Origin of the sequence: Actinomadura sp. SCN-SB, from assembly GCF_043906805.1 — a bacterium.
Lineage (GTDB): Bacteria > Actinomycetota > Actinomycetes > Streptosporangiales > Streptosporangiaceae > Spirillospora.
This window is the reverse complement of the sequence record NZ_JBIMPP010000001.1, coordinates 56,251-76,437: the sequence shown is the minus strand read 5'-3', so window position 1 is coordinate 76,437 and position 20,187 is coordinate 56,251. Positions and strand designations below refer to the sequence as shown.

At 71.4% G+C, this 20,187-nt stretch carries 19 protein-coding genes; 6 read left to right on the top strand and 13 right to left on the bottom strand.

Annotated elements, in window-relative coordinates; all coding sequences use genetic code 11:
• Window positions 1-4: 4 nt before the first annotated feature.
• The 7 genes from ACGWYJ_RS00430 to ACGWYJ_RS00400 all read right to left on the bottom strand — a co-directional run bounded on the left by ACGWYJ_RS00430 (window position 5) and on the right by ACGWYJ_RS00400 (window position 6,174).
• Window positions 5-310, bottom strand: coding sequence for a WXG100 family type VII secretion target (locus tag ACGWYJ_RS00430; RefSeq protein ID WP_395103428.1), 306 nt, complete (start codon window positions 308-310; stop codon window positions 5-7).
• Window positions 307-708 carry a YbaB/EbfC family nucleoid-associated protein gene (locus ACGWYJ_RS00425; RefSeq protein WP_395103427.1) on the bottom strand — a complete coding sequence of 134 codons (402 nt, stop codon included), beginning with the start codon at window positions 706-708 and terminating at the stop codon, window positions 307-309. Before ACGWYJ_RS00425 ends, ACGWYJ_RS00430 begins: the two co-directional genes overlap by 4 nt.
• A gap of 202 nt (window positions 709-910) precedes the next feature.
• Window positions 911-2,017 carry a galactose-1-phosphate uridylyltransferase gene (gene galT / locus ACGWYJ_RS00420; RefSeq protein WP_395103426.1) on the bottom strand — a complete coding sequence of 369 codons (1,107 nt, stop codon included), beginning with the start codon at window positions 2,015-2,017 and terminating at the stop codon, window positions 911-913.
• 45 nt (window positions 2,018-2,062) lie between these two features.
• Window positions 2,063-2,287, bottom strand: coding sequence for a hypothetical protein (locus ACGWYJ_RS00415; protein ID WP_285693288.1), 225 nt, complete (start codon window positions 2,285-2,287; stop codon window positions 2,063-2,065).
• A 43-nt stretch (window positions 2,288-2,330) separates the two neighbouring features.
• Window positions 2,331-3,413: a polyprenyl synthetase family protein gene (locus ACGWYJ_RS00410; protein WP_395103425.1), complete on the bottom strand. Its 1,083-nt coding sequence runs from the start codon at window positions 3,411-3,413 to the stop codon at window positions 2,331-2,333.
• Window positions 3,410-4,780 carry a family 2B encapsulin nanocompartment shell protein gene (locus ACGWYJ_RS00405; RefSeq protein WP_395103424.1) on the bottom strand — a complete coding sequence of 457 codons (1,371 nt, stop codon included), beginning with the start codon at window positions 4,778-4,780 and terminating at the stop codon, window positions 3,410-3,412. Before ACGWYJ_RS00405 ends, ACGWYJ_RS00410 begins: the two co-directional genes overlap by 4 nt.
• Entirely contained in the window at window positions 4,777-6,174 is a 1,398-nt protein-coding gene (locus tag ACGWYJ_RS00400; protein ID WP_395103587.1) for a family 2B encapsulin nanocompartment shell protein, read from the bottom strand. The genes ACGWYJ_RS00405 and ACGWYJ_RS00400 overlap by 4 nt, the downstream gene beginning before the upstream one ends.
• A gap of 346 nt (window positions 6,175-6,520) precedes the next feature.
• On the opposite strand from ACGWYJ_RS00400, the gene ACGWYJ_RS00395 reads away from it, so the two are divergent.
• Entirely contained in the window at window positions 6,521-6,694 is a 174-nt protein-coding gene (locus ACGWYJ_RS00395) for a hypothetical protein (RefSeq protein ID WP_395103423.1), read from the top strand.
• Between the two features lie 11 nt (window positions 6,695-6,705).
• On the opposite strand, the gene ACGWYJ_RS00390 is transcribed toward ACGWYJ_RS00395, so the two are convergent.
• The gene (locus ACGWYJ_RS00390) at window positions 6,706-8,019 is read right to left on the bottom strand and encodes an MFS transporter (RefSeq protein ID WP_395103422.1); all 1,314 of its coding nucleotides are present in this window, start codon (window positions 8,017-8,019) and stop codon (window positions 6,706-6,708) included.
• 146 nt (window positions 8,020-8,165) lie between these two features.
• On the bottom strand, window positions 8,166-8,597 hold the full coding sequence (locus ACGWYJ_RS00385) for a hypothetical protein (RefSeq protein ID WP_395103421.1): 432 nt from the start codon (window positions 8,595-8,597) through the stop codon (window positions 8,166-8,168).
• A gap of 348 nt (window positions 8,598-8,945) precedes the next feature.
• Here ACGWYJ_RS00385 and lpdA point away from each other — a divergent pair, with 348 nt between their 5' ends.
• A complete protein-coding gene (gene lpdA, locus ACGWYJ_RS00380; RefSeq protein ID WP_395103420.1) occupies window positions 8,946-10,349 on the top strand; it encodes a dihydrolipoyl dehydrogenase in 1,404 nt (467 codons plus the stop codon).
• Between the two features lie 357 nt (window positions 10,350-10,706).
• Window positions 10,707-11,564 carry a dimethylargininase gene (gene ddaH, locus ACGWYJ_RS00375; protein WP_395103586.1) on the top strand — a complete coding sequence of 286 codons (858 nt, stop codon included), beginning with the start codon at window positions 10,707-10,709 and terminating at the stop codon, window positions 11,562-11,564.
• Here the strand turns inward: ddaH and ACGWYJ_RS00370 are convergent.
• On the bottom strand, window positions 11,468-12,844 hold the full coding sequence (locus tag ACGWYJ_RS00370; RefSeq protein WP_395103419.1) for a nitrate/nitrite transporter: 1,377 nt from the start codon (window positions 12,842-12,844) through the stop codon (window positions 11,468-11,470). The genes ddaH and ACGWYJ_RS00370 overlap by 97 nt on opposite strands.
• Window positions 12,845-12,910: 66 nt before the next feature.
• Here ACGWYJ_RS00370 and ACGWYJ_RS00365 point away from each other — a divergent pair, with 66 nt between their 5' ends.
• Window positions 12,911-13,924: a hypothetical protein gene (locus tag ACGWYJ_RS00365; protein ID WP_395103418.1), complete on the top strand. Its 1,014-nt coding sequence runs from the start codon at window positions 12,911-12,913 to the stop codon at window positions 13,922-13,924.
• A gap of 3 nt (window positions 13,925-13,927) precedes the next feature.
• Here the strand turns inward: ACGWYJ_RS00365 and ACGWYJ_RS00360 are convergent, their stop codons facing one another.
• Complete coding sequence (locus tag ACGWYJ_RS00360) at window positions 13,928-15,415, bottom strand: wax ester/triacylglycerol synthase family O-acyltransferase (RefSeq protein ID WP_395103417.1); 1,488 nt, start codon at window positions 15,413-15,415, stop codon at window positions 13,928-13,930.
• Between the two features lie 288 nt (window positions 15,416-15,703).
• On the opposite strand from ACGWYJ_RS00360, the gene ACGWYJ_RS00355 reads away from it, so the two are divergent.
• Window positions 15,704-16,381, top strand: coding sequence for a uracil-DNA glycosylase (locus tag ACGWYJ_RS00355; protein WP_395103416.1), 678 nt, complete (start codon window positions 15,704-15,706; stop codon window positions 16,379-16,381).
• A gap of 46 nt (window positions 16,382-16,427) precedes the next feature.
• Here the strand turns inward: ACGWYJ_RS00355 and ACGWYJ_RS00350 are convergent, their stop codons facing one another.
• Window positions 16,428-17,282: a hypothetical protein gene (locus ACGWYJ_RS00350; protein ID WP_395103415.1), complete on the bottom strand. Its 855-nt coding sequence runs from the start codon at window positions 17,280-17,282 to the stop codon at window positions 16,428-16,430.
• A gap of 175 nt (window positions 17,283-17,457) precedes the next feature.
• Between ACGWYJ_RS00350 and ACGWYJ_RS00345 the strand changes: the two genes are divergently transcribed.
• Window positions 17,458-18,627 (top strand): DUF5925 domain-containing protein, encoded by a 1,170-nt coding sequence (locus ACGWYJ_RS00345; RefSeq protein WP_395103414.1) that lies wholly within the window; start codon window positions 17,458-17,460, stop codon window positions 18,625-18,627.
• Between the two features lie 46 nt (window positions 18,628-18,673).
• Here the strand turns inward: ACGWYJ_RS00345 and ACGWYJ_RS00340 are convergent, their stop codons facing one another.
• Window positions 18,674-19,894 (bottom strand): trans-sulfuration enzyme family protein, encoded by a 1,221-nt coding sequence (locus ACGWYJ_RS00340; protein ID WP_395103413.1) that lies wholly within the window; start codon window positions 19,892-19,894, stop codon window positions 18,674-18,676.
• Window positions 19,895-20,187: the final 293 nt, after the last annotated feature.

Here is a 20,187-nt window from a genome sequence, read left to right as displayed (position 1 = left end):
CGGGTCAGATCCCCCTGATCGTCGCGGCGTCCTCGGCGGCTTCGTACTGCTTGGCCATCTGGTCGACGCCCTTACGGACCTCTTCGAGGCCCTTGGCCAGCTCGCCGAACAGCTTGAGCACGTCCTGGCTCGGCTTGAGGTAGTTCTTCTCGAACTCCTGGCCGGTCGTGTCGCCGCCCCAGCACTTGCCCTCGGCCGAAATGGCGGCGTTCAGCCGGTCGTGGATCCTCTTCAGGTTGCTCGACCCGGTGGTGAAGCCGCGTCCGGCGCGCCGCAGCGCCTCGGTGTCGACCCGCAGTTCGTACGTCATCGGTCCAGCAATCCGTAGCGTTCGCGGACGGCGTCGAAGTCACGGGGCGGCTCGCGGACCAGCTTGGTGAGGTCGAAGCCCTCCTCGGCGGCACCCTCGGGGACCAGCCCCTCCATGGCCTGCTTCATCTGCGCGGAGACCTCGCCCACGGCCTTGCCGGACGCCTCCATGACGGCCTCGGCCAGTTCTTCCGAGCCGAGCCGGCGCAGGCCGCGCGGGTCGAACTCCACGGAGGTCAGTCGGCCCTGGCGGTCCACCTTGACCTTGACGGTCCCGTCCTCGGACTCTCCCTCGGCCTCGATCGCGGCCAGCCGCTCCTGCAGCTGCTTCAGTCCCGCCTGGCGGCGCTTGTACTCCGCCAGCAGCTCATCGATGTGAGCCTGCCACTCCGCGCGCACCCCTGATCCCTTCGCGATCCCCTGGCACGGCCGGTCGTCACCTCGCCCGTCATCTGATCAAGACGCGGCCGGAGGCTTCATTGTTCATGAATGCGCCGAATTTCTCCATCCCTCTGCATAACCGGCGGTCTTGATCTGCGAAAACACCGAAAATCCCAGAGAAGGTGATCAACCGCGCGGCACGGGCCGTTCCGCCGGACGATCAACCGGCGGCACGGAGGCGCTCGGCGACGCGCTCGGGCGGGACGTCGTTGATCCACGCGCCCATGCCCGACTCCGAGCCCGCCAGGTACTTGATCTTGTCGGGTGCGCGGCGGATGGAGAACAGCTGAAGGTGCAGGCGGAGCAGGTCGCGTCCCTCCCCCACCGGGGCCTGGTGCCAGCCCGCGACGTACGGAAGCGGCCCCCCGTACAGGGCGTCGCAGCGGCGCAGCAGGTCGCGGTACAGGACGGCGAGTTCGTCGCGCTCGTCCTCGGTGAGCCCGGCCAGATCCGGTACGTGCCGGTGCGGCATCACATGCGCCTCGACCGGCCAGCGCGCCGCGGCCGGGACGAACACCGTCCAGTGCTCACCGGCCCGCACGATCCGCGAGCCGGCCGCGCGTTCGGCGGCCAGCACGTCGCCGAACAGCTCGCCGCCCGTCGCGTCGCGGTGCGCGGACGCCCGCTCCAGCATCCGCGCGGTACGGGGCGTCACGAACGGGTAGCCGTAGATCTGCCCGTGCGGGTGGTGCAGGGTCACGCCGATCTCGACGCCGCGGTTCTCGAACACGAAGACCTGCTCGACCTCCGGCATCGCGGACAACGCGGACGTGCGTTCCGCCCATGCCTCGATCACGAGCCGGACCCGGGACAGCGGCAGCCGCGCGAGCGTCGCGTCATGGTCGTCGGTGAAGCACACGACCTCGCACCGCCCGGTGCCCGGCATGCGCGGGAACAGCTCCTGCCCGTCCACCGCGTCCAGGACGCCCCGGGACGCCGATCCTTCGGGACGGGCGAAGCCCGGTGTCCGTGCGGAGAACGACGGGAAGCGGTTCTCGAAGGACACGACCTCGTAGCCGGGGTCGGGGATCTCCGAGGCGGGGCCGCCCGGGCACAGCGGGCACTGGTCCGCCGGGGGAAGGAACGTGCGGGTGTTGCGGTGAGCGGTGATCGTCACCCATTCGCCGGTGAGCGGGTCGCGCCGGGACTCGCATCGCGGCTCGACGGCCGGAAGGTCGCGGGGGTCGGGCACCGGGACCCGGCCACGCCGGTCGTCGAAGTAAATGATCTCGCGGCCGTCGGCCAGCCTGCTACGCGTGGGGAACACCGGGCGAGACTACTAAGCGGGGACCGCGAGGCCCCTAGGTGACCGCTAGGGCCAGCGGTACCCGGCGCCCTGACCCGGGATGTGGTACGGCTGGTAGCACATCGTCGTCACATGCTCGTCCTTGCAGGTCAGGCACAGATAGGTACGGTGCCCGCGCAGCCCGCGGCCCCGCTCGACACAGGGCGGGCAGCCGCAGGGCGACCAGCCGACGATGACACGTCCGGGACCGAGCCGATGCCCCTGCGGACACATGAACGGCACATGCTGCACGCGCCCAGCCTACTCGAACGTATGATCGACAGCCATGCGGCGGCTAGCGGTCGCGGTCCACCACCATGCGGGCCAGCGCGCGCAGTTCGTCGGCCGCGGAAGGGCGGGGAGCCGCCAGGTCGAGATGGACGAGGGACTCCTCCAGGTACTCCCCGGCACGCTGGACGGCCCAGGCCCGGCCGCCCGCGGCCTCGACGAGGTCGGCGGCACGGGCGGCCTCCGCGTCGCTGAGCGCCTGGTCCCGGTGGTAGAGCGCCGCCAGTTCCGCGGCCTGGGGCGTGCCGGAGGTCAGGGCGGCCACGACGGGCAGGGACTTCTTGCGGCTGCGCAGGTCGGAGTGGACGGGCTTGCCGGTGACATGGGGATCGCCCCAGATGCCCAGCAGATCGTCGACGAGCTGGAAGGCCAGGCCGAGCCGCTCCCCGAACCTGCGGAAGTGCTCGATCCGCGCGGCCGGGCCGCCACCGTGACCCTCGCGGCCGTGCCCGTCGTGGCCGTGCGCGGCGCCGATCGCACAGGCGCCGCCCAGCAGCGCGGCGGTCTTGTTCGCCGCCATGGCCAGGCACTCCGGCACTGTCACGTCGTCGCGGCGCTCGAACGCCATGTCGGCGCTCTGTCCCTCGACCAGGTCGAGCACGGCCCTCGCGAGGATCCCCACGGCCCGCGGCGCGGCCGGGTGCCCGGCGGCCGTGAGCGCCTCGAACGCGCAGGCCAGCAGGGCGTCCCCGGCCAGGATCGCGGCGTTGCCGCCGAACACCGTCCAGGTGGCGGGACGGTGCCGCCGCATCAGGTCGCCGTCCATGACGTCGTCGTGCAGCAGCGAGAAGTTGTGCGCCAGCTCGACGGCGACCGCGGCCGGCACCGCCGCCTCGGCGGTGCCGCCGGCCGCCCGCGCCGTCAGCAGGACCAGCGCCGCGCGGATCGTCTTGCCCCCGCCCCCGGCGGCGGGACGGTCGTGCTCGTCCCGCCAGCCGAAGTGGTACGCGGCGATGCGGCGCATCGCGTCGGGAAGGTAGGCCGCGGTCTCGTGCAGCGCCGGGTCGAGCAGGCTCCGGCACCAGGCCAGCACCTCGCTCGCGGGCCGGGCCGGGACCGCCTGCCCCGGTACCGTGGCCTCACCGGTCACCGCGCCACCTCGACGTTCTCCAGGACGCCCAGCGCGTCCGGGACCAGCACCGCCACGGAGTAGTAGGAGCTGACCAGGTACGAGACGATCCCCCTGGAGTCGACGCCCATGGCGCGGACCGTCACCCCGGGCCGGACCTCGCCGGGCAGCCCGGTCCGGCGCAGGCCGATCACGCCCTCGTCGTCCTCGCCGGTCCGCAGGCACAGGATCGAGCTGGTCCCGGACGGGCTGATCGGGATCTTGTCGCAGGGGAGGATCGGCACCCCGCGCCACGCCTGGACGCGGGCGCCCTCCCGCTCGACGGTCCGCGGGTAGACGCCACGGGCCGTGCACTCGCGGCCGAACGCGGCGATCGCCTTGGGATGGGCCAGGAAGAACCGGGACTTGCGGCGCCGGGTCAGCAGCTCGTCCAGGTCGTCGGGGGTGGGCGGCCCGGTGCGGGTGGAGATGCGCTGCCGCAGGTCGGCGTTGTGCAGCAGCCCGAAGCCGCGGTCGTTGACCAGGTCGTCCTCCTGGCGTTCGCACAGTGCCTCGACGGTCAGCCGCAACTGCTGCTCGACCTGGTTCATCGGCTCGTTGTAGAGGTCGGCCACGCGCGTGTGCACCCGCAGCCTGGTCTGCGCCACGCTCAGCTCGTACTCGCGCGGGGACAGCTCGTAGTCGACGAACGTGCCGGGCAGCACCGGCTCACCGGCATGACCGGAGGCCAGCTCGATCGCCGCCTCGCCCTTGCTGTTGCGCGGAGGCTCCGGCGCCCGCCGGTACGCGTCCAGGTGCGCGCGCAGCGCCTCGGAACGCCCGGTCAGCTCCTCGATGTCGGCGAGGGGCAGGACCAGGACCGTCGTCGGGGTGAGCGCCCTGGCCGAGCGTTCCCAGGTGGCGCCGGGCCCGAGCAGCGCCCGGTCGCCGAGGAACCTGCCGCCGGTCAGGATCTCCAGCGCCGTCTCGTCGCCGTACTCGCCCCGGCCGGTCAGCCGCACCTTGCCGTGCGCGATCAGGATGACCCGGTCGAGCGGGGCGTCCGACTCCGCGATCGGCTCGCCCGGCCCGTACTCCCGCTGGACGAGCCGTTCCGCGAGGGCGGTCAGCACCTCGTCGTCGGCGAACCCCCGCAGCGGGGCCAGCTCGGCCAGCTCGGCGGGGACGACGCCGACCCGGTCCCCGGTGTTGACGAACGTGATCAGCCCGTCGCCGAGCCGGTAGGTGAGGCGGCGGTTCACCCGGTAGGCGCCGGATCTCACCTCGACCCAGGGCAGCAGCCGCAGCAGCCATCGCGGGGTGATGGCCTGCATCTGCGGAACGGACTTGGTCGTGGTCGCCAGGTTCCGCGCCGCCTCCGTGCTGAGGCTGAGCCGCCGCGCGCTCATGGGGCCTCGCCGTGGGCGATCTCGGCGCCGTCCAGGATCGCCAGCGCGTCGGGCACCAGCACGGCGGCGGAGTAGTAGGCGCTGACCAGGTAGGAGATGATCGCCCTCTCGTCCACGCCCATGAAGCGGACCGACAGGCCGGGCTGCACCTCGTCGGGCAGGCCGGTCTGGTGCAGTCCGATCACGCCCTGCGCGGCCTCGCCGGTCCGCATCAGCAGCACCGAGCTGGTGCTGGTCGCGGTGATCGGGATCTTGTTGCATGGATAGAGCGGGATGCCGCGCCAGGCGGGGACGCGGTGGCCCCCGACGTCCACCGCGTCCGGGTAGATCCCGCGCCGGCTGCACTCGCGCCCGAACGCCGCGATCGTCCTGGGATGGGCGAGGAAGAACGCCGGCTCCTTCCAGACGAGGGTGAGCAGCTCGTCCAGATCGTCGGGCGTGGGCGGGCCGGTGCGGGTGGGGATGCGCTGGCTCGGCTCGGCGTTGTGCAGCAGCCCGAAGTCGCGGTTGTTGATGAGCTCGTTCTCCTGGCGTTCGCGCAGCGCCTCGATGGTCAGCCGCAACTGCTGCTCGACCTGGTTCATCGGCTCGTTGTAGAGGTCGGCGACCCGGGAGTGGACGCGCAGCACGGTCTGCGCCACGCTCAGCTCGTACTCGCGCGGGGACAGCTCGTAGTCGACGAACGTGCCGGGCAGCACCGGCTCGCCGGCATGGCCGGAGGCCAGCTCGATCGCCGCCTCGCCGTGCGGGTTGACCGGCCGCTCCGGCCCCTGGAGGAACCGCTCCACATGCGCCCGCAGGTCCTCCGAGAGGTTGAGCACCTGCTCGAACTGCTCGCGGTTCAGGGTGAGGACGGTGCAGGCGGTCAGCGCCTTGACCGAGTACTCCCAGGTGGTCTCGTCGCCGACGAGGGCACGGTCGCCGAAGAAGCCGCCGCCGGCCAGCACGCCCAGCACCGCCTCGTCGCCGTACTCACCGGTGCCGATCTTCCCGGCCTTGCCGTGCGCGATCAGGACGACCCGGTCGACCGCGGTGCCGGACTCCACGATCAGCTCGCCCGGTTCGTACTCCTCCTCGATGAACCGGCCGGCCAGGGCCTCCAGCACCGGCTCGTCCTCGAACCCGCGCAGCGGCGCCAGCTCCCCCAGCTCGCGCGGGACGACCCTGATCTGGTTGCCGGAGTCGAAGAACGAGACCCGCCCGTCGCCGACGGTGTAGCTGACCCTGCGGTTGACACGGTAGGTGCCGCCGCCCGCCCGCACCCATGGCAGCAGCTTGAGCAGCCATCGGGTGGAGATGCCCTGCATCTGAGGAACGGACTTGGTCGTCGTGGCAAGGTTGCGCGCCGCCTGCGTGCTCAGGCTGAACTGCCGGTCCGTGCCCTGCCCGTTCATGCCCTGCTGCTCCGTCGCCTGCTCCGTCACGATCCGCACCGCCGATCTCTGAGGGTGTGCCTGCGGATGAAGCTACACAGGGTGATGAGTCCATAACAATGCGAGAGTTTTCTCACCTTGGATCAACAGACACTTGCTCCCATGCGGCCCCACAGGTGATAGAGCCGGAAGCCCGCCCGGACCGCGATCGGAGGGGGTTAATACCAGGTCAAACAGGGCGAGAATGAGGCAAGTCACACCTTCTGGGCACCCCACCATGGAAGCCGGCGGCCCTCAGCGGACGTTCCCAAGCTGGAGGTCCGGGTCCGGCAGGAGGATCCGGCGCACCCGAAAGGAGGAGACCGGAGTGACCACCGTATGGATCGCACTGCTGATCGAGACGGTCCTCGCGCTGGCCCTCGGGGCGGCTCTGGCCGTGTGGGCGCACCGGCGCCTCCGCCCCAGCGTGGACCGCGAGTTCGACCGCATGATCGCACGCGAGTTCGGCCCCGGCCACAGCCCCGAGCTCAGCCGCGACTGAACAGGCCCGCGTCAGCTCGACCGCGCCCCGGAACCCACGAGTTCCGGGGCGTTCTCGGTCCCGACCTTGTCGATCGGCACGCGCGCCGTCTCCGGGATCAGCAGCAGCGGGACGATCGCCACCGCCGCCGCCAGCATCAGGTAGTACGCGGGGACGTAGTTGTTGCCCGTCTTCTCGATCAGCGAGCCCACCAGCACCGCCGTCGTCCCGCCGAAGACCGAGGTGGAGATGTTGTAGCCGATGGCGAACGCCCCGTACCTGACCTTGGTGGGGAACATGGCGGGGAAGGTGGAGCCGACCACCGCCAGCATCAGCACCAGCAGGCCGCCGACGACCGCGTACCCGGCGGCCACCCCGAGCACGCTGTCGGTCTGGATGGCCGCGAAGGCCGGCCAGCTCAGCACGAGGTACCCGACGGCGGCGGAGATGAGCAGCGGCTTACGGCCGATCCGGTCCGACAGCGCGCCCAGCGGCAGGATCACCGCGATCATCGCCAGCTCCACCCCGATGGTGGTGAGCTGCGAGCTCACATCGGCCAGGTGCAGGAAGTCGATGAGGTAGGACGGCATGAACGTCAGCAGCGTGTAGTCGGCGATGTTCAGCAGGAAGACGATGCAGATCAGCTTGAACATCATCGGCCAGTTGCGCAGGATCGTCTCCCGCAGCGGCGCCTTGGCCTTGGCCCCGGCCTGCTCCAGCCGCTCGAACTCGGGGGTGTCCGCGATCCGCGTCCGCAGGTAGAGCCCGACCAGCCCGAGCGGGAGCGCGACCAGGAACGGGATGCGCCAGCCCCAGGCGTTCATCTGCTCTTCGCCGAGCCCCACGTGCATGCCGAGCACCAGCCCGGCGCCGAGCACGTAGCCGCTCAGCGTGCCCAGCTCCAGGAAGGCGCCGTAGAACCCGCGCCGGTCCGTGGGCGCGTACTCGGCGATCATGGTGGCCGCGCCGCCGTACTCGCCCCCGGTGGAGAACCCCTGGATGAGCCGCACCGCCAGCAGCGTCAGCGGCGCCGCGATGCCGATCGTCCCGTAGCCCGGCAGGACCCCGATGACGAAGGTGGACGCCGACATCATGATGATCGTGGTGGACAGCACCTTCTTGCGGCCGATCCGGTCGCCCAGCGGGCCGAAGAACAGGCTGCCGAAGGGTCGCGCCAGGAACGCCGCGGCGATCAGGGCGAACGAGCGCAGGGTGGCGTTGCCGCCCTCCTCGGGCGGGAAGAAGACGGTGCCGACGATCGCGGTGATGACACCGGCGCTGAACACTCCGAAGTCGAACCACTCGACGCAGTTGCCCATCGCCGAGGCGAGCACGGCCTTGCGCACGGTCCGGATGCCCGGTGCCGACCCGCCCGTTCCCGGAGCATCGCTCGAACGACCGGATTCAGCCGATTCGTCCTTCACGTGTCACCACCCCCCAATCGCCTGTCCTCTGCCCCCAGAGGACAGGCGCTAACGCAGGGGTGATCCCGTCACCCGGCGTCCGCGGACGTCGAGGGAACGTCCCCCTTGTCCGCCTCCTCCTCATCGGAGAGAGGGGGCAGGAGCTGGGTGCGCTGCGGATCGGTCACGGGCGGCGGGCCGAGCTCCGGAATGGACACCAGGGCCTGCGTCACCTGCGCCTCCCTGGTGATGATGCCGCTCGACAGGACGGTGTTGCGGTGCCGCAGCAAGCCGTTCTCACGCAGCACGTCGTCCAGCTCGCGGCGCAGCCGGGCCAGCCGCCTGCCCTGCCGCAGATGGATCGCGAAGCCGCCGAAGGCGAGACCGAGGACGAAACCCGCCAGCAGCGGCTGCCACATCGCCGCCACCCCCGCTGCCACCAGCGCGGTCACCGCCGCCAGCGGGCCGGCCTGCCGCTCCGCCCAGTCCAGAACGATGTTGACCGGCTTGGGGATCCTCACTCGCCTCTCCTCCGTTTCCGCTTCCTCGGGGGCCCGCCGGTGTCTTTTCACGGCGTCCGCGCCGGGGCCCGGTCTGCGCGCGGAGCCGATGCGGGGGATGTGCGTCCTGCTGCGCCTGCCCGACGTGGCATGAACGACACGGCCGGGCGCGCGTGTTCCATGAACACCAAGGAACGCGCTGAGTTCCTCGCCACACACCGCACGCACGGGGGACCCGAGAACCTTAACAGCCAGTGACGGATGATCTCGGCGGACCCGTATTCGATCACCGTGCGTGTCCGTGCCCGTCCCGCGAACCGTGCGGGCGGGGGATGCGAGGACGGGCCGCGGCCGAATATCGTCACAGGAATGAGCAACCATTTTGACGTCGTGGTCCTGGGCGCGGGTCCGGGTGGTTATACGGCCGCGATCAGGTCGGCGCAGCTCGGCCTGAAGACGGCGATCGTCGAGCAGAAGTACTGGGGCGGGGTCTGCCTGAACGTGGGCTGCATCCCGTCCAAGGCGCTGCTGCGCAACGCCGAGCTGGCGCACATCGTCACCCGCGAGGCGGACAAGTTCGGGATCCGGGCGCAGGGGCCGGTCACCTTCGACTACGGCACCGCCTACCAGCGCAGCCGCGATGTGGCGCAGAAGCTGTCCAAGGGCGTCCAGTTCCTGATGAAGAAGAACAAGATCACCTCGTACGAGGGCCGCGGCGTCTTCACCGACCCCAACACCCTCCAGGTGACCAGGGCGGACGGCTCGTCCGAGACGGTGACCTTCGCCAACTGCATCATCGCCGCGGGCGCGCGCACCAGGCTGCTGCCGGGCACCTCGCTGTCGGAACGCGTGGTGACCTACGAGGAGCAGATCCTCAGCTCCGAGCTGCCGGAGAGCATCATCATCGCGGGCGCCGGGGCGATCGGCGTGGAGTTCGCCTACGTCCTGCACAACTACGGCGTCAAGGTGACGATCGTGGAGTTCCTCGACCGCATGGTCCCCATGGAGGACGCCGAGGTCTCCAAGGAACTGGCCCGCCAGTACCGCAAGCTCGGCGTGGACGTGCTCACCTCCACGCGGGTGGACGGCATCGACGACTCGGGCGACAAGGTCAAGGTCACCGTCACCGGCAAGGACGGCGTCGAGAAGGTCCTGGAAGCCGACAAGGTGTTGCAGGCCATCGGCTTCCAGCCGAACGTCGAGGGCTACGGGCTGGACAAGACCGGCGTGGCCCTGACCGACCGCGGCGCGATCGAGGTGGACGGCCGGTGCCGCACCTCCGTCCCGCACATCTACGCGATCGGCGACGTGACCGCCAAGCTGATGCTGGCCCACGCGGCGGAGAACATGGGCATCGTGGCCGCCGAGACGATCGGCGGCGCGGAGACCATGGAGCTGGAGTACGTCATGATCCCCCGCGCCACCTACTGCCAGCCCCAGATCGCCAGCTTCGGCTGGACCGAGGCGCAGGCACGCGAGCAGGGCTTCGACGTCAAGGTCGCCAAGTTCCCCTACAGCGCCAACGGCAAGGCGCTGGGCCTGGGCGAGACCGACGGCTTCGTGAAGATCATCAGTGACGACAAGTACGGCGAGATCCTCGGCGCCCACCTGATCGGCCCCGAGGTGACCGAGCTGCTGCCCCAGCTGACCCTGGCCCAGCAGTGGGACCTGACCGTCCACGAGGTCGCCCGCAACGTCCACGCTCACCCGACCCTGGGCGAAGCCATGAAGGAAGCCGTCCACGGCCTGGCCGGCCACATGATCAACCTGTAAAGCAAAGGGGCGTAGCCCCCAACGGGGTGTCGGGGGCGTAGCCCCCAACGGGGTGTCGGGGGCGGAGCCCCTGCCGGGGTCGTAGGGGCGGAGCCCCTACACCGGGGTCAGCGGTAACCGCCGCGAGCCGTCAAGGCGAGCGGCGGGGACCGCTGGCCCCGCACCGGGGGGGTGTGGGGGTCGCCCCCCACATATGTCACAGCCCCCCACAATGAAAGGGCTCTCTCGGGCCTAAATACGCAACAAATCGCCAGGTCAGCGCATGGTTCGTGAATGCTGTAGTTGCCTCCTACCCGCCTAAACTTTCGCTTGTCAGCGAGAGATGGGGGCAGCGCAATCATGACCATGTCGCCTGCGATGGAGCCCGGGAGCGTTTCCGGGGCGGTGCGGGTCTCGGAGCCGGTGGCGACGCGGCGGCACTATCTGATGTGCCGTCCGGAGCACTTCGCGGTCACGTACGCGATCAATCCATGGATGGATCCGGGGGCGGGCGCGGACGCGGCGCGGGCCGTCCGGCAGTGGGAGTCGCTGCGGGAGACGTATGTGGCGCTGGGCCACGAGGTCAGTTTGATCGATCCGGTCGAGGGTCTGCCCGACATGGTCTTCGCCGCCAATGGCGCGCTGGTGGTGAACGGGCGCGCGTATGGGGCGCGGTTCGCCCATCCGGAGCGGGCGGCGGAGGGTCCGGCGTACGCGGCGTGGCTGCGCGCCAACGGGTTCTCCGAGGTGCTGGAGGCGGAGCGGACGAACGAGGGCGAGGGCGATTTCCTGGTCCTGGATGAGCTGATCCTCGCCGGGACGGGTTTCCGTACCGAGCCGGCGGCGCATCAGGAGGCGCAGGAGTTCTTCGGCCGTCCGGTGGTGACGTTGCGGCTGGTGGATCCGCGTTTCTATCACTTGGACACGGCGCTGTTCCCGCTCGGCGGTGACAATGTCGCCTATTACCCGGAGGCGTTCTCGCCGGGGAGCCGGGCGGTGCTGGAGCGGCTTTTCCCCGACGCGGTGATCGCGGACGCGCGGGACGCGGGGGTGCTCGGGTTGAACGCGGTGTGCGACGGCCGCCATGTCGTCATCAACGCGGAGGCGACCGGGCTGATGAAGAGCCTTCGGGAGCGCGGTTACGAGCCCGTGCCCGTGGACCTGTCCGAGCTGCGCAAGGCTGGGGGCGGGCCCAAGTGCTGCACGTTGGAGTTGCGCGGCGCGCCTTCGGTGTAGGCGGCGGGTTCCTCTTCCCGCATGCGGCGGCGGGCTTTGGCACGTGACAGCAGGATGCCCGTGATGCCGGCCGTCCAGAAGAGGATCTGCACGGTCCAGGCGGCGCGGAACGCTTCGGGGGTGACGTCGCGTCCGGGGGACAGCGCGTCCAGAACGAATCCGATCAGCAGGATGGCGAGGAGGGCGGCGATGAAGCCGCCGCCGTTCACGATGCCGGTGGCGGCGCCTTGCCGGTGCAGCGGGTTGAACGTCCGGGCGTAGTCGAAGCCGATCATCGATCCGGGCCCGCCGAGCGCGACGCACAGCACGAGCACGGTGAGGAGCCAGGTGGGGGCGGGCGGCGGCACGGCCAGTGTCGCCGTCCACGCGCCGGCGATCAGGGCGACGATGCCGAGGACCAGCCAGGAGCGGCGCAGCGGGTAGCGCGCGACGAGGGCGCCGACGACGGGTCCGGCGGCCATCGCGGCGACGACGAACACGGTGAGCAGCGCGCCGGCGGTGGCCTGGGACAAGCCGTGGCCCGACACCAGGTACGGGTAGCCCCACATCAGCGCGAAGGTGTTCGTGGAGACCTGTGTGGTGAAGTGCGTCCACAGGCCGAGCCGGGTTCCGGGGTGCCGCCAGGACGCGGCGAGTTCGCCGGCCACGTGCCGGAGGGTTGGCGCGTCTGGACGCGTGGCGGCTCGCGGTGGACCGTCCCGGAGGACGGCCAGCGCGAGTACCGCGGCCAGCACGCCCAGCGAGGCGGCCGATCCGAACGCGGCGGTCCAGCCGGGTCCGTGCAGCAGCGCGGCCAGCGGCACGGCGCTCAGTACTTGTCCGAGCTGGCCGAGCAGTCCGGTCAGTTGGGTGACCACGGGGATCCGCTTCGGCGCGAACCATCGGGTGACCACGCCGAGCACGCTGATGAAGGTCATGGCGTCGCCGGCGCCGACGAGGACGCGGGCGGCGATCGCCGTGCCGAGGTCGGTCGAGACGGCGAGGATCGCCTGCCCGGCGGCCATGAGCAGCGCGCCGCCCGCGACCATCCGGCGGGGGCCGAGCCGGTCCAGGAGGAGCCCGACGGGCACTTGGAGCGCCGCGTACACCAGGAGCTGGAGCACGGTGAAGGAGGCGAGTATCCCGGCCGAGGCTCCGAACCTGTCGGCGGCGGCGAGCCCGGCCACGCCGAAGGACGTGCGGTGCAGGATGGCCACGATGTACGCGAGGACGCCGACGGCCCACAGCACCCACGCGAGGCGCGGGGTTTTCAGGGGTTGCGCGATGGTCGATGGGGGCACGTCCTCTGACGATATGCGAGGCCCGCCGCGCTCCTTCCCACGGGTCTCCATGGGTACGGTGCGTGGATGGAGTGGGGGGAGGTCCGCGCGCACCTCAACGCGCACCGGCATGAGCTTGGCCACATCGCGAGCCGCCTCTATCCGGAGGTGCCTCGTGTGGAGGGGACGGCGTTGCTGACCCGGCCGGAGTGGCTGCCCGGCGCGCCCATCCCGCTTGAGTCCGTGCGGCTCCATTGGGATCCGCGGCCGTCTGAACCCGCCGTGGCCGATCCGGACGATGGCTTGCCCGAGGGCTACCGGACCTATGCGGACGCGATGGCGGCCTTGGCCCCGCCCAAGGTGTTCGAGGATCGCCCTAGCTACCGCCTTCTCGACGCGCATCTCACCACGAACGAGCCAGAGCTCACGCTAGGCCCGTCCCACTACTTCGCGGGTCTGAACGTGGGTGAGGCGGTGGCGCACGAGCTGGCGGCCGATCCGCACGCCACAAGGCTCCCCCTGCGAGAACGCGTAGGCGATCCCTGCGACCTCAGCCGCCGCACAGTGTTGCCCGCCATCACCACGGTGACGGTCACACGGTCGGGTTCATACGTACTGCATTGGCGCGACCCCGCGAAGGTCGTCCACGCGGGAGGACTCCACCAGGTGATGCCGGTCGGCGTCTTCCAGCCCTTGGGCACGGCCAGCGCCGCGAACTCCGACCTGGACCTGTGGCGATGCATGGTCCGGGAGTTCAGCGAGGAACTGCTCGGCTCGGACGAAGACTACAGACCGGACTTCGACCAAGACGCGTGGCCGTTCCACCAGGCGCTCGACAGGGCCCGCCAAGAGGGACGCCTGACCGTCCACTGCCTCGGGATGGGCGTCGATCCGCTGACCCTTGCGCTGGACATCCTGACCGTGGCGGTCTTCGACGACGCGACGTTCGACGGGCTCTTCGGCGCGATGGTGAAGGTCAACGCCGAGGGACGGGTGACGCGCGCGGCGTTCGACGGGACCGTTCCCGAGCCCATGCAGCCGGCGGGCGCCGCCGCGCTGAGGCTGGCGTGGCGCGGGCGCGGAGCACTGCGCCTGGCCTGACGCTCAGCTCTCGCGGGCGAGCCCCTCCGGCTCGCTCTCTCGGGCGAGTCCCCTGAGCTCGTCGAGGGCGTCGGTGAGGTGGTCGATGACCTCCGACGGGGTCGGGACCAGGTCGCGGCAGGCGATCACGCCCACGTCCACCTTGCCGTCGTAGGAGAACACGGTGATGTTGATCCCGCCGCTGATGTCGGTGACCACCGAGGCGGGGTAGTAGCCGTGCAGCCTGGCCCCGCACAGGTACAGCGGGAACTGCGGGCCGGGCACGTTCGAGATCATCAGGTTCATCGGGCGGACGCTGAAGGCGGGGAGCGCCTGCTGCGCCAGCCGCCACAGCGGGCCCGCCAGCGGCGCGGGCAGCATCTCGGTCAGCTCCCGCACCCAGTCGGACCCGGAGATCGCGAACCGCCGCTTGCCCAGCTCCAGGTCGCGCCGGACGGCGGCGTAGCGCTCGGCGGGGTCGGCGACGTGGACGGCCAGCGGCGTCGTCATGATGGACAGCCGGTTGGCGGGCTCGTTCTCCTCGCCGTTCCGGCGCGCGGGCTTGCGCAGGGACACGGGCACGCCCACGACCAGGGGGCCCTCCGGCAGGGCGCCGCGCTTGTCCAGCCATTGCCGCAGCGCGGTCGCGCACAGCGCCATCACGACGTCGTTGACGCTGCCGCCGAGCGCCCGCCGGATCTCCTTGATCTCGCCGAGGTCGAGCGAGCCGTAGGCGAACGAGCGGCGCGGCCCGATGGGACGGTTGAACGGGGTCGGCGGCGCGACCGTGCGGGGGGCGCGCGGCATCTCGTCCAGTCCCAGCGCCTCCTGCATCATGTGCGACACCGCGGCGACGCCGGGGACCTGCGAGACTCCCGGGATCTCGTCGAGGTACGGGGCCGCGCGCACCGCGGAGAGCGCGGTCTGGAGGGGGGACAGCGCGGCCTTCAGCAGTCCGGCGCCGAGCATGCCGGCCGGGCTCGGCGCGTACTCGGGTTCCGCGTCGTCGGCGGGGACCTCGCGGGGCTCGGGTGTCAGGTCCAGCAGCGCGGCCAGGGCCTCGGCGGCGGAGACGCCGTCGATCGCGGCGTGGTGGGACTTGATGTAGACGCCGGTCATGCCGTCCGCCAGGCCGTGGATGACGACGATCTCCCACAGCGGCCGGGTGCGGTCGAGCGGGCGTTCGTGCAGCATCGCGCAGACGTCGGCGAGCTCGCCGGGGCCGCCGGGGGCGGGCAACCCGATCTCGAGGATGTGGCGCCGGGGGTCGAACGCGGGGTCGTCCTCCCAGTACGGGTGGTCGAGGCCGAACGGCACCTGGGCGAGCCGCCGCCGGAGCGGGCGCGCGGCCAGGTGGGCGCGCTCGCGGATGAGGTCGGCGACCGCGCCGGCCGTGAGCCGTCCTCCCGGGCAGAGGGACGCGTCGACGACGGCCAGTCCCGCGATGTGCGCGTGCGTGGTGCTCGTCTCCGCGTTGAGGAATGTGGCGTCCACTGCGGTCAGCTGGCTCATATCGTCCCGTCTCGGCGTGTGCGATGGCTGGGCCGTGCCCGCACCGGGGCCGCGCCCACCCCTCTAGGAGTTAGGTAATACCGGACCGTAGGTCAATGCAGGCGGGGAGGAAGTAACTCGGACTTAACGGGGCGTTTCACCCCGTTCACCAGGTGCAATTCCCCGACCGAACCCATGATCCCAGGAGCTTTCCCGACTTTCCGACCGGTGGCGGTCAGGAAACCCCACAGCAATGATCAAATCTCGTTCCGCCGCGGCACCACCCGGCCGCCACTAGGCTCTGCTGCCATGACGGGACGACCACTTGAGGAGATCGTCGAAGCCGGCTGGGCCAAGGCCCTCGACCCGGTCGCCGAACGGATCGCGGCGATGGGCGACTTCCTGCGCGCGGAGATCGCCGCGGGCCGCCGTTACCTTCCGGCCGGACAGCACATTCTACGCGCGTTCACCCAGCCCTTCGATGAGGTGCGGGTGCTGATCGTCGGCCAGGACCCGTATCCGACGCCGGGTCATCCGGTCGGGCTCAGCTTCTCGGTCGCCCCGGACGTCCGCCCGCTGCCCGGCAGCCTGATCAACATCTTCCGCGAGTACCGCGCCGACCTCGGTCATCCGGAGCCGTCCAACGGCGACCTCTCCCCCTGGGCGCGGCAGGGCGTCCTGCTGCTCAACAGGTCGCTCACGGTGATGCCGGGGAGACCGAACTCACACCGGGGCAAGGGCTGGGAGGAGGTCACCGCCCAGGCCATCCAGGCGCTCGCGGCGCGGGGCCGCCCGCTGGTGGCGATCCTGTGGGGACGCAACGCCCGCGACCTCAAGCCGCTGATGCCGGGCGTGCCCTGCATCGAGTCGGCCCATCCGAGTCCCATGTCGGCCGACCGCGGCTTCTTCGGCTCCCGCCCGTTCAGCCGCGCCAACCAGTTGCTCCAGCAGCAGGGCGCGCCCCCTGTCGACTGGCGCCTCCCCTGACGCGCGCTCCGCGCCGTCCCCCGGGTAGCGCCGCCCCTCGGGCGCGCTACCCCTCGGGGAGGCTGAGCAGCACGCTGGCGAACTCGCTGGGCGCCGGGGAGCCGGGATCCGGCAGCGGGGTGAGGCGGCGCTCGCCGTGACTCCAGTAGACGCCGGGCGCGCACGGGTCGTCGGCGTCGGCGTGCATCTCCCGGACCACGTCCGCGAAGACCGGCAGCACCTCCAGCACCGCCGTCGAGGTGATCGGGTAGAGCAGCAGGGTGCTGTGGCACGGGACGCCGACCAGCGCGCCGTGCCTGTTCGGCCCCGGCAGGAACTGCTCGACCTCGCTCAGCAGCGCCGACACGTAGCGGCTTCCCGGCTTGGTCACGACCCGCACGTTCCGGCCGGGCAGCAGCGGCTGGTCGCGGACGGAGACGTCCGCCAGCTCGCGGTCGTGGGTGTTGGTCATCACATAGCCGAGCTTGCGCAGGCCCAGCAGCCCGGCACGGGCCTTGGTGAGCGGGCCGCCGTAGCGGGGATGCTCGATCATCACCATGGCGTCGAAATGGTCGCCCGCCGGGACCACGACCAGGCCCTCGCGGTCGCGCGGCGCCAGCTTCGGCACGATGCGCAGCCGCAGCAGCTCGCGCACGTCGCCGAACAGCTCCATCTCCCCCACGGCCAGGAACGCCCTGTGGCCGATCTCCCGCACCCACTCGTCCACCACCCGCGGCCAGGACTCCTGCGGCGCGCGGGCGCAGCGCTCCAGCACCGTCCAGGTGGAGGCGCGCGCCTCCGACCGGCCGACCGGAAGCACGACCTCCGAGGTGCCGGGATCGAACCAGGCGCTGGGCGCCACCACGGGCAGCAGGTCCCGGATGAGCGCGTGCACGTCGGCGGCCGCGTCAAGCGGTTCCATGCCCATCCCCCTTCAGCGGATCCCGTCCTCGGATACGCCGGACTCGCCGGATCACTGGAACCACCATCTCAGAGTTCGGGCCTCCCGCGCGATCGTTCCGCGCCTCGACCCTGCCGGGGAGGCCCACCGGGTTTATTGGGTGGCGTGATCGTGGGGATGCCGTGATCCTTGAGTTATGACGGTGTCGCGTGAGAGCCCGCAGGAGATTCTGCGTCTTGTCGAGGCCCCGGGCACGGAGGACGCCCCGGAGGCCGGTGCGGCGATGCCGTTGATCTTCAACCTGCACGACCGGAACTCGCCCGCCGACGTGATGGACGTGATGTCGCTGCGCCCGTTCGCGTCCGGCGAGCAGCCCTGGTCCCGTACCACCCGGCTGGAGCACGTCAAGGAGGACGCGCCGCTGCGCCCGGCGGCGGCGCGGCTGACGCGCGTGGCGTACGAGCCCGGCAAGGAGTCGCTGCTGGCCGAGGGCGAGGGCTGGACGCTGCTGGTCAACCGCTGGAAGAGCGGCGGCGCCTACGTCGCGGTGTCCGCCGTGACCGCCGAGCTGGCCGAGTCGATCCTGGACGAGTGCGTCCGCGACGCCACCGACCCGCCCGAGACCGACGACACCCACGTGGAGATGGGCTTCTGGCACATGGGCTCGCACAGCCCGGTGCGCACCGAACGCGCCATCTCCGCCGACACCTGGCAGGCCATCCGGCGCAACTACACCGCGCCGGTCGCCGAGGCGCTGGACCGGGTGATGGGCCTGGGCCGCGAGGAGATCTCCGGACGGCTCCTGCTGCTCCACGGGCCGCCCGGCACCGGCAAGACCACGGCCCTGCGCGCGCTGGCCCGGTCGTGGAGCGACTGGTGCCAGGCCGACTGCGTGCTCGACCCCGAGGCGCTGTTCGGCACGCCGAGCTACCTGATGGAGGTCGCGGTCGGCGACGAGGACGAGGACGAGGGCCGCTGGCGGCTGCTCATCCTGGAGGACTGCGACGAGCTGATCCGCGGTGAGGCCAAGCAGTCCACCGGGCAGGGCCTGTCCCGGCTGCTCAACCTCACCGACGGCATGCTGGGCCAGGGGCGGGACGTGCTGGTGGCCATCACCACCAACGAGGACCTGGCGCGCCTGCACCCGGCCGTGGTCCGTCCCGGACGGTGCCTGGCACAGATCGAGGTGGGACGGCTGACCCGGGAGGAGTCGATGGCCTGGCTGGACGACGCCGGCACCGGGGAGGCCCCGCGGATCGGCCCCGAGGGCGCGACGCTGGCGGAACTGGTCGCCCTGCGCAAGGGCGAGCGGGTGCCGTCCGCCGCCCAGGACACGCCACCGGCCGCCACGGGCTTCTACCTGTAGCGGGCGGCCGGGGCGTCCTGGCCGCCGCCGCGGCTCGCGGCCGCGGCTAGGACGCCTTGGCGATGGCCTGCTCGATGTCGGCCCAGAGGTCGTCGGGGTGCTCCAGGCCGACGGCGATCCGTACCGTCCCCTCGCCGATGCCCGCCGCGGCGAGGGCGGCGGCGTCGAGCTGGCGGTGCGACGTGCTGGCCGGGTGCATGACCAGCGTCGACACGTCGCCCAGCGAGGGCGCGAGCGAGAGGAGGCGGACCGAGTCGGTGAAGACACGGCCGGCCTCGCGCCCGCCGCGCAGCTCGAACGACAGCACCCCGCCGGCGCCGTCCGGGAGGAGCCGCTTGGCCAGCTCGTGCTGCGGGTGCCGGGGCAGCCCGGGATAGGAGACGTGGGCGACCGACGGGTGCGCCGCCAGCCGTGTGGCCAGGTCGAGCGCGGTCTGGCCGGCGCGCGCGATCCGCAGCGGCAGCGTCGCGATCCCGCGGACCGTCAGCCAGGCCGCGAACGGGTCCGGCGTCGCGCCGAGGTCGAGCGACCGCTTCCACACGGTGTGGTGCAGCACCTCGTCGGCGAACACCGCCGCCCCGCCGATGGTGTCGCTGTGGCCGCTCAGGTACTTGGTGGTCGAGTGGACGACGATGTCGGCGCCGTGGTCGAGGGGACGGCACAGCAGCGGGGCGAAGGTGTTGTCGACGACCGTCGTGACCCCGGACTCGCGGGCCGCGGCGGCCAGCGCGGGCAGGTCGGCGACCTGCGTGGTGGGGTTCGCGATCGTCTCCAGGATCAGCAGCCGGGTCCTGGGCCGCACCGCCCGGCGCACCTCGTCGGGATCGTCACCGGAGATCGTGTCGACCTCCACGCCCCAGCGCTGGGTCAGATCGTTGAGCAGGGAGAACGTCCCCCCGTACAGGCAGGACTGGGCGATCACATGGTCGCCGGCGCGCAGCAGGCCCATCAGCACCGCGTTGATCGCGCCCATGCCCGAGGAGGTGATCAGCGCGCCGGTGCCGCCTTCCAGGTCGGTCACCGCGTCCTCCAGGGCGCGGACGGTCGGGTTGCCGTAGCGGGCGTAGAAGAAGTCCGACCTGGGTCCCTCGAAGGCCGCGGCCAGGTCGTCGGCGCCGTCGAAGGAGAACACGTGCCCCTGGTGGAGCGGCGGGCTCAGCGGCCGGCTCCCCCCGGGCTGCGGCGGGCGATGGTGAACGGCCCTCGTCTCGGGTCGGAGACCTCGTCCGTCGAGGTCAAAGGCGCCGGGGCCATGCGAATCGGTCATGACTTCATGGTCGCGGCCGTCCGGCGCCCATTGACAGGTCCAATCGCGACCAGTGGCCCGGGCCGCGTTCCCCCTGTCGCGACTGCGGCACCGGACCACCGGCTCCCGGCCGGAGCCGCCCCGGTGGCCCGTTCGCGAGCCTCGGGTTCCCCACCCCGCGAGAGGATCCGTCGGCCGGTCCGAACGGGCCGGGCGGAACGGCCCACGGCCGGAGACCCGACTATGACGCGGAACCCGCCCTTACGACATCCGGGAGATTACGGGCATTTTCCCGGACTTTCTCCGTACCCGGC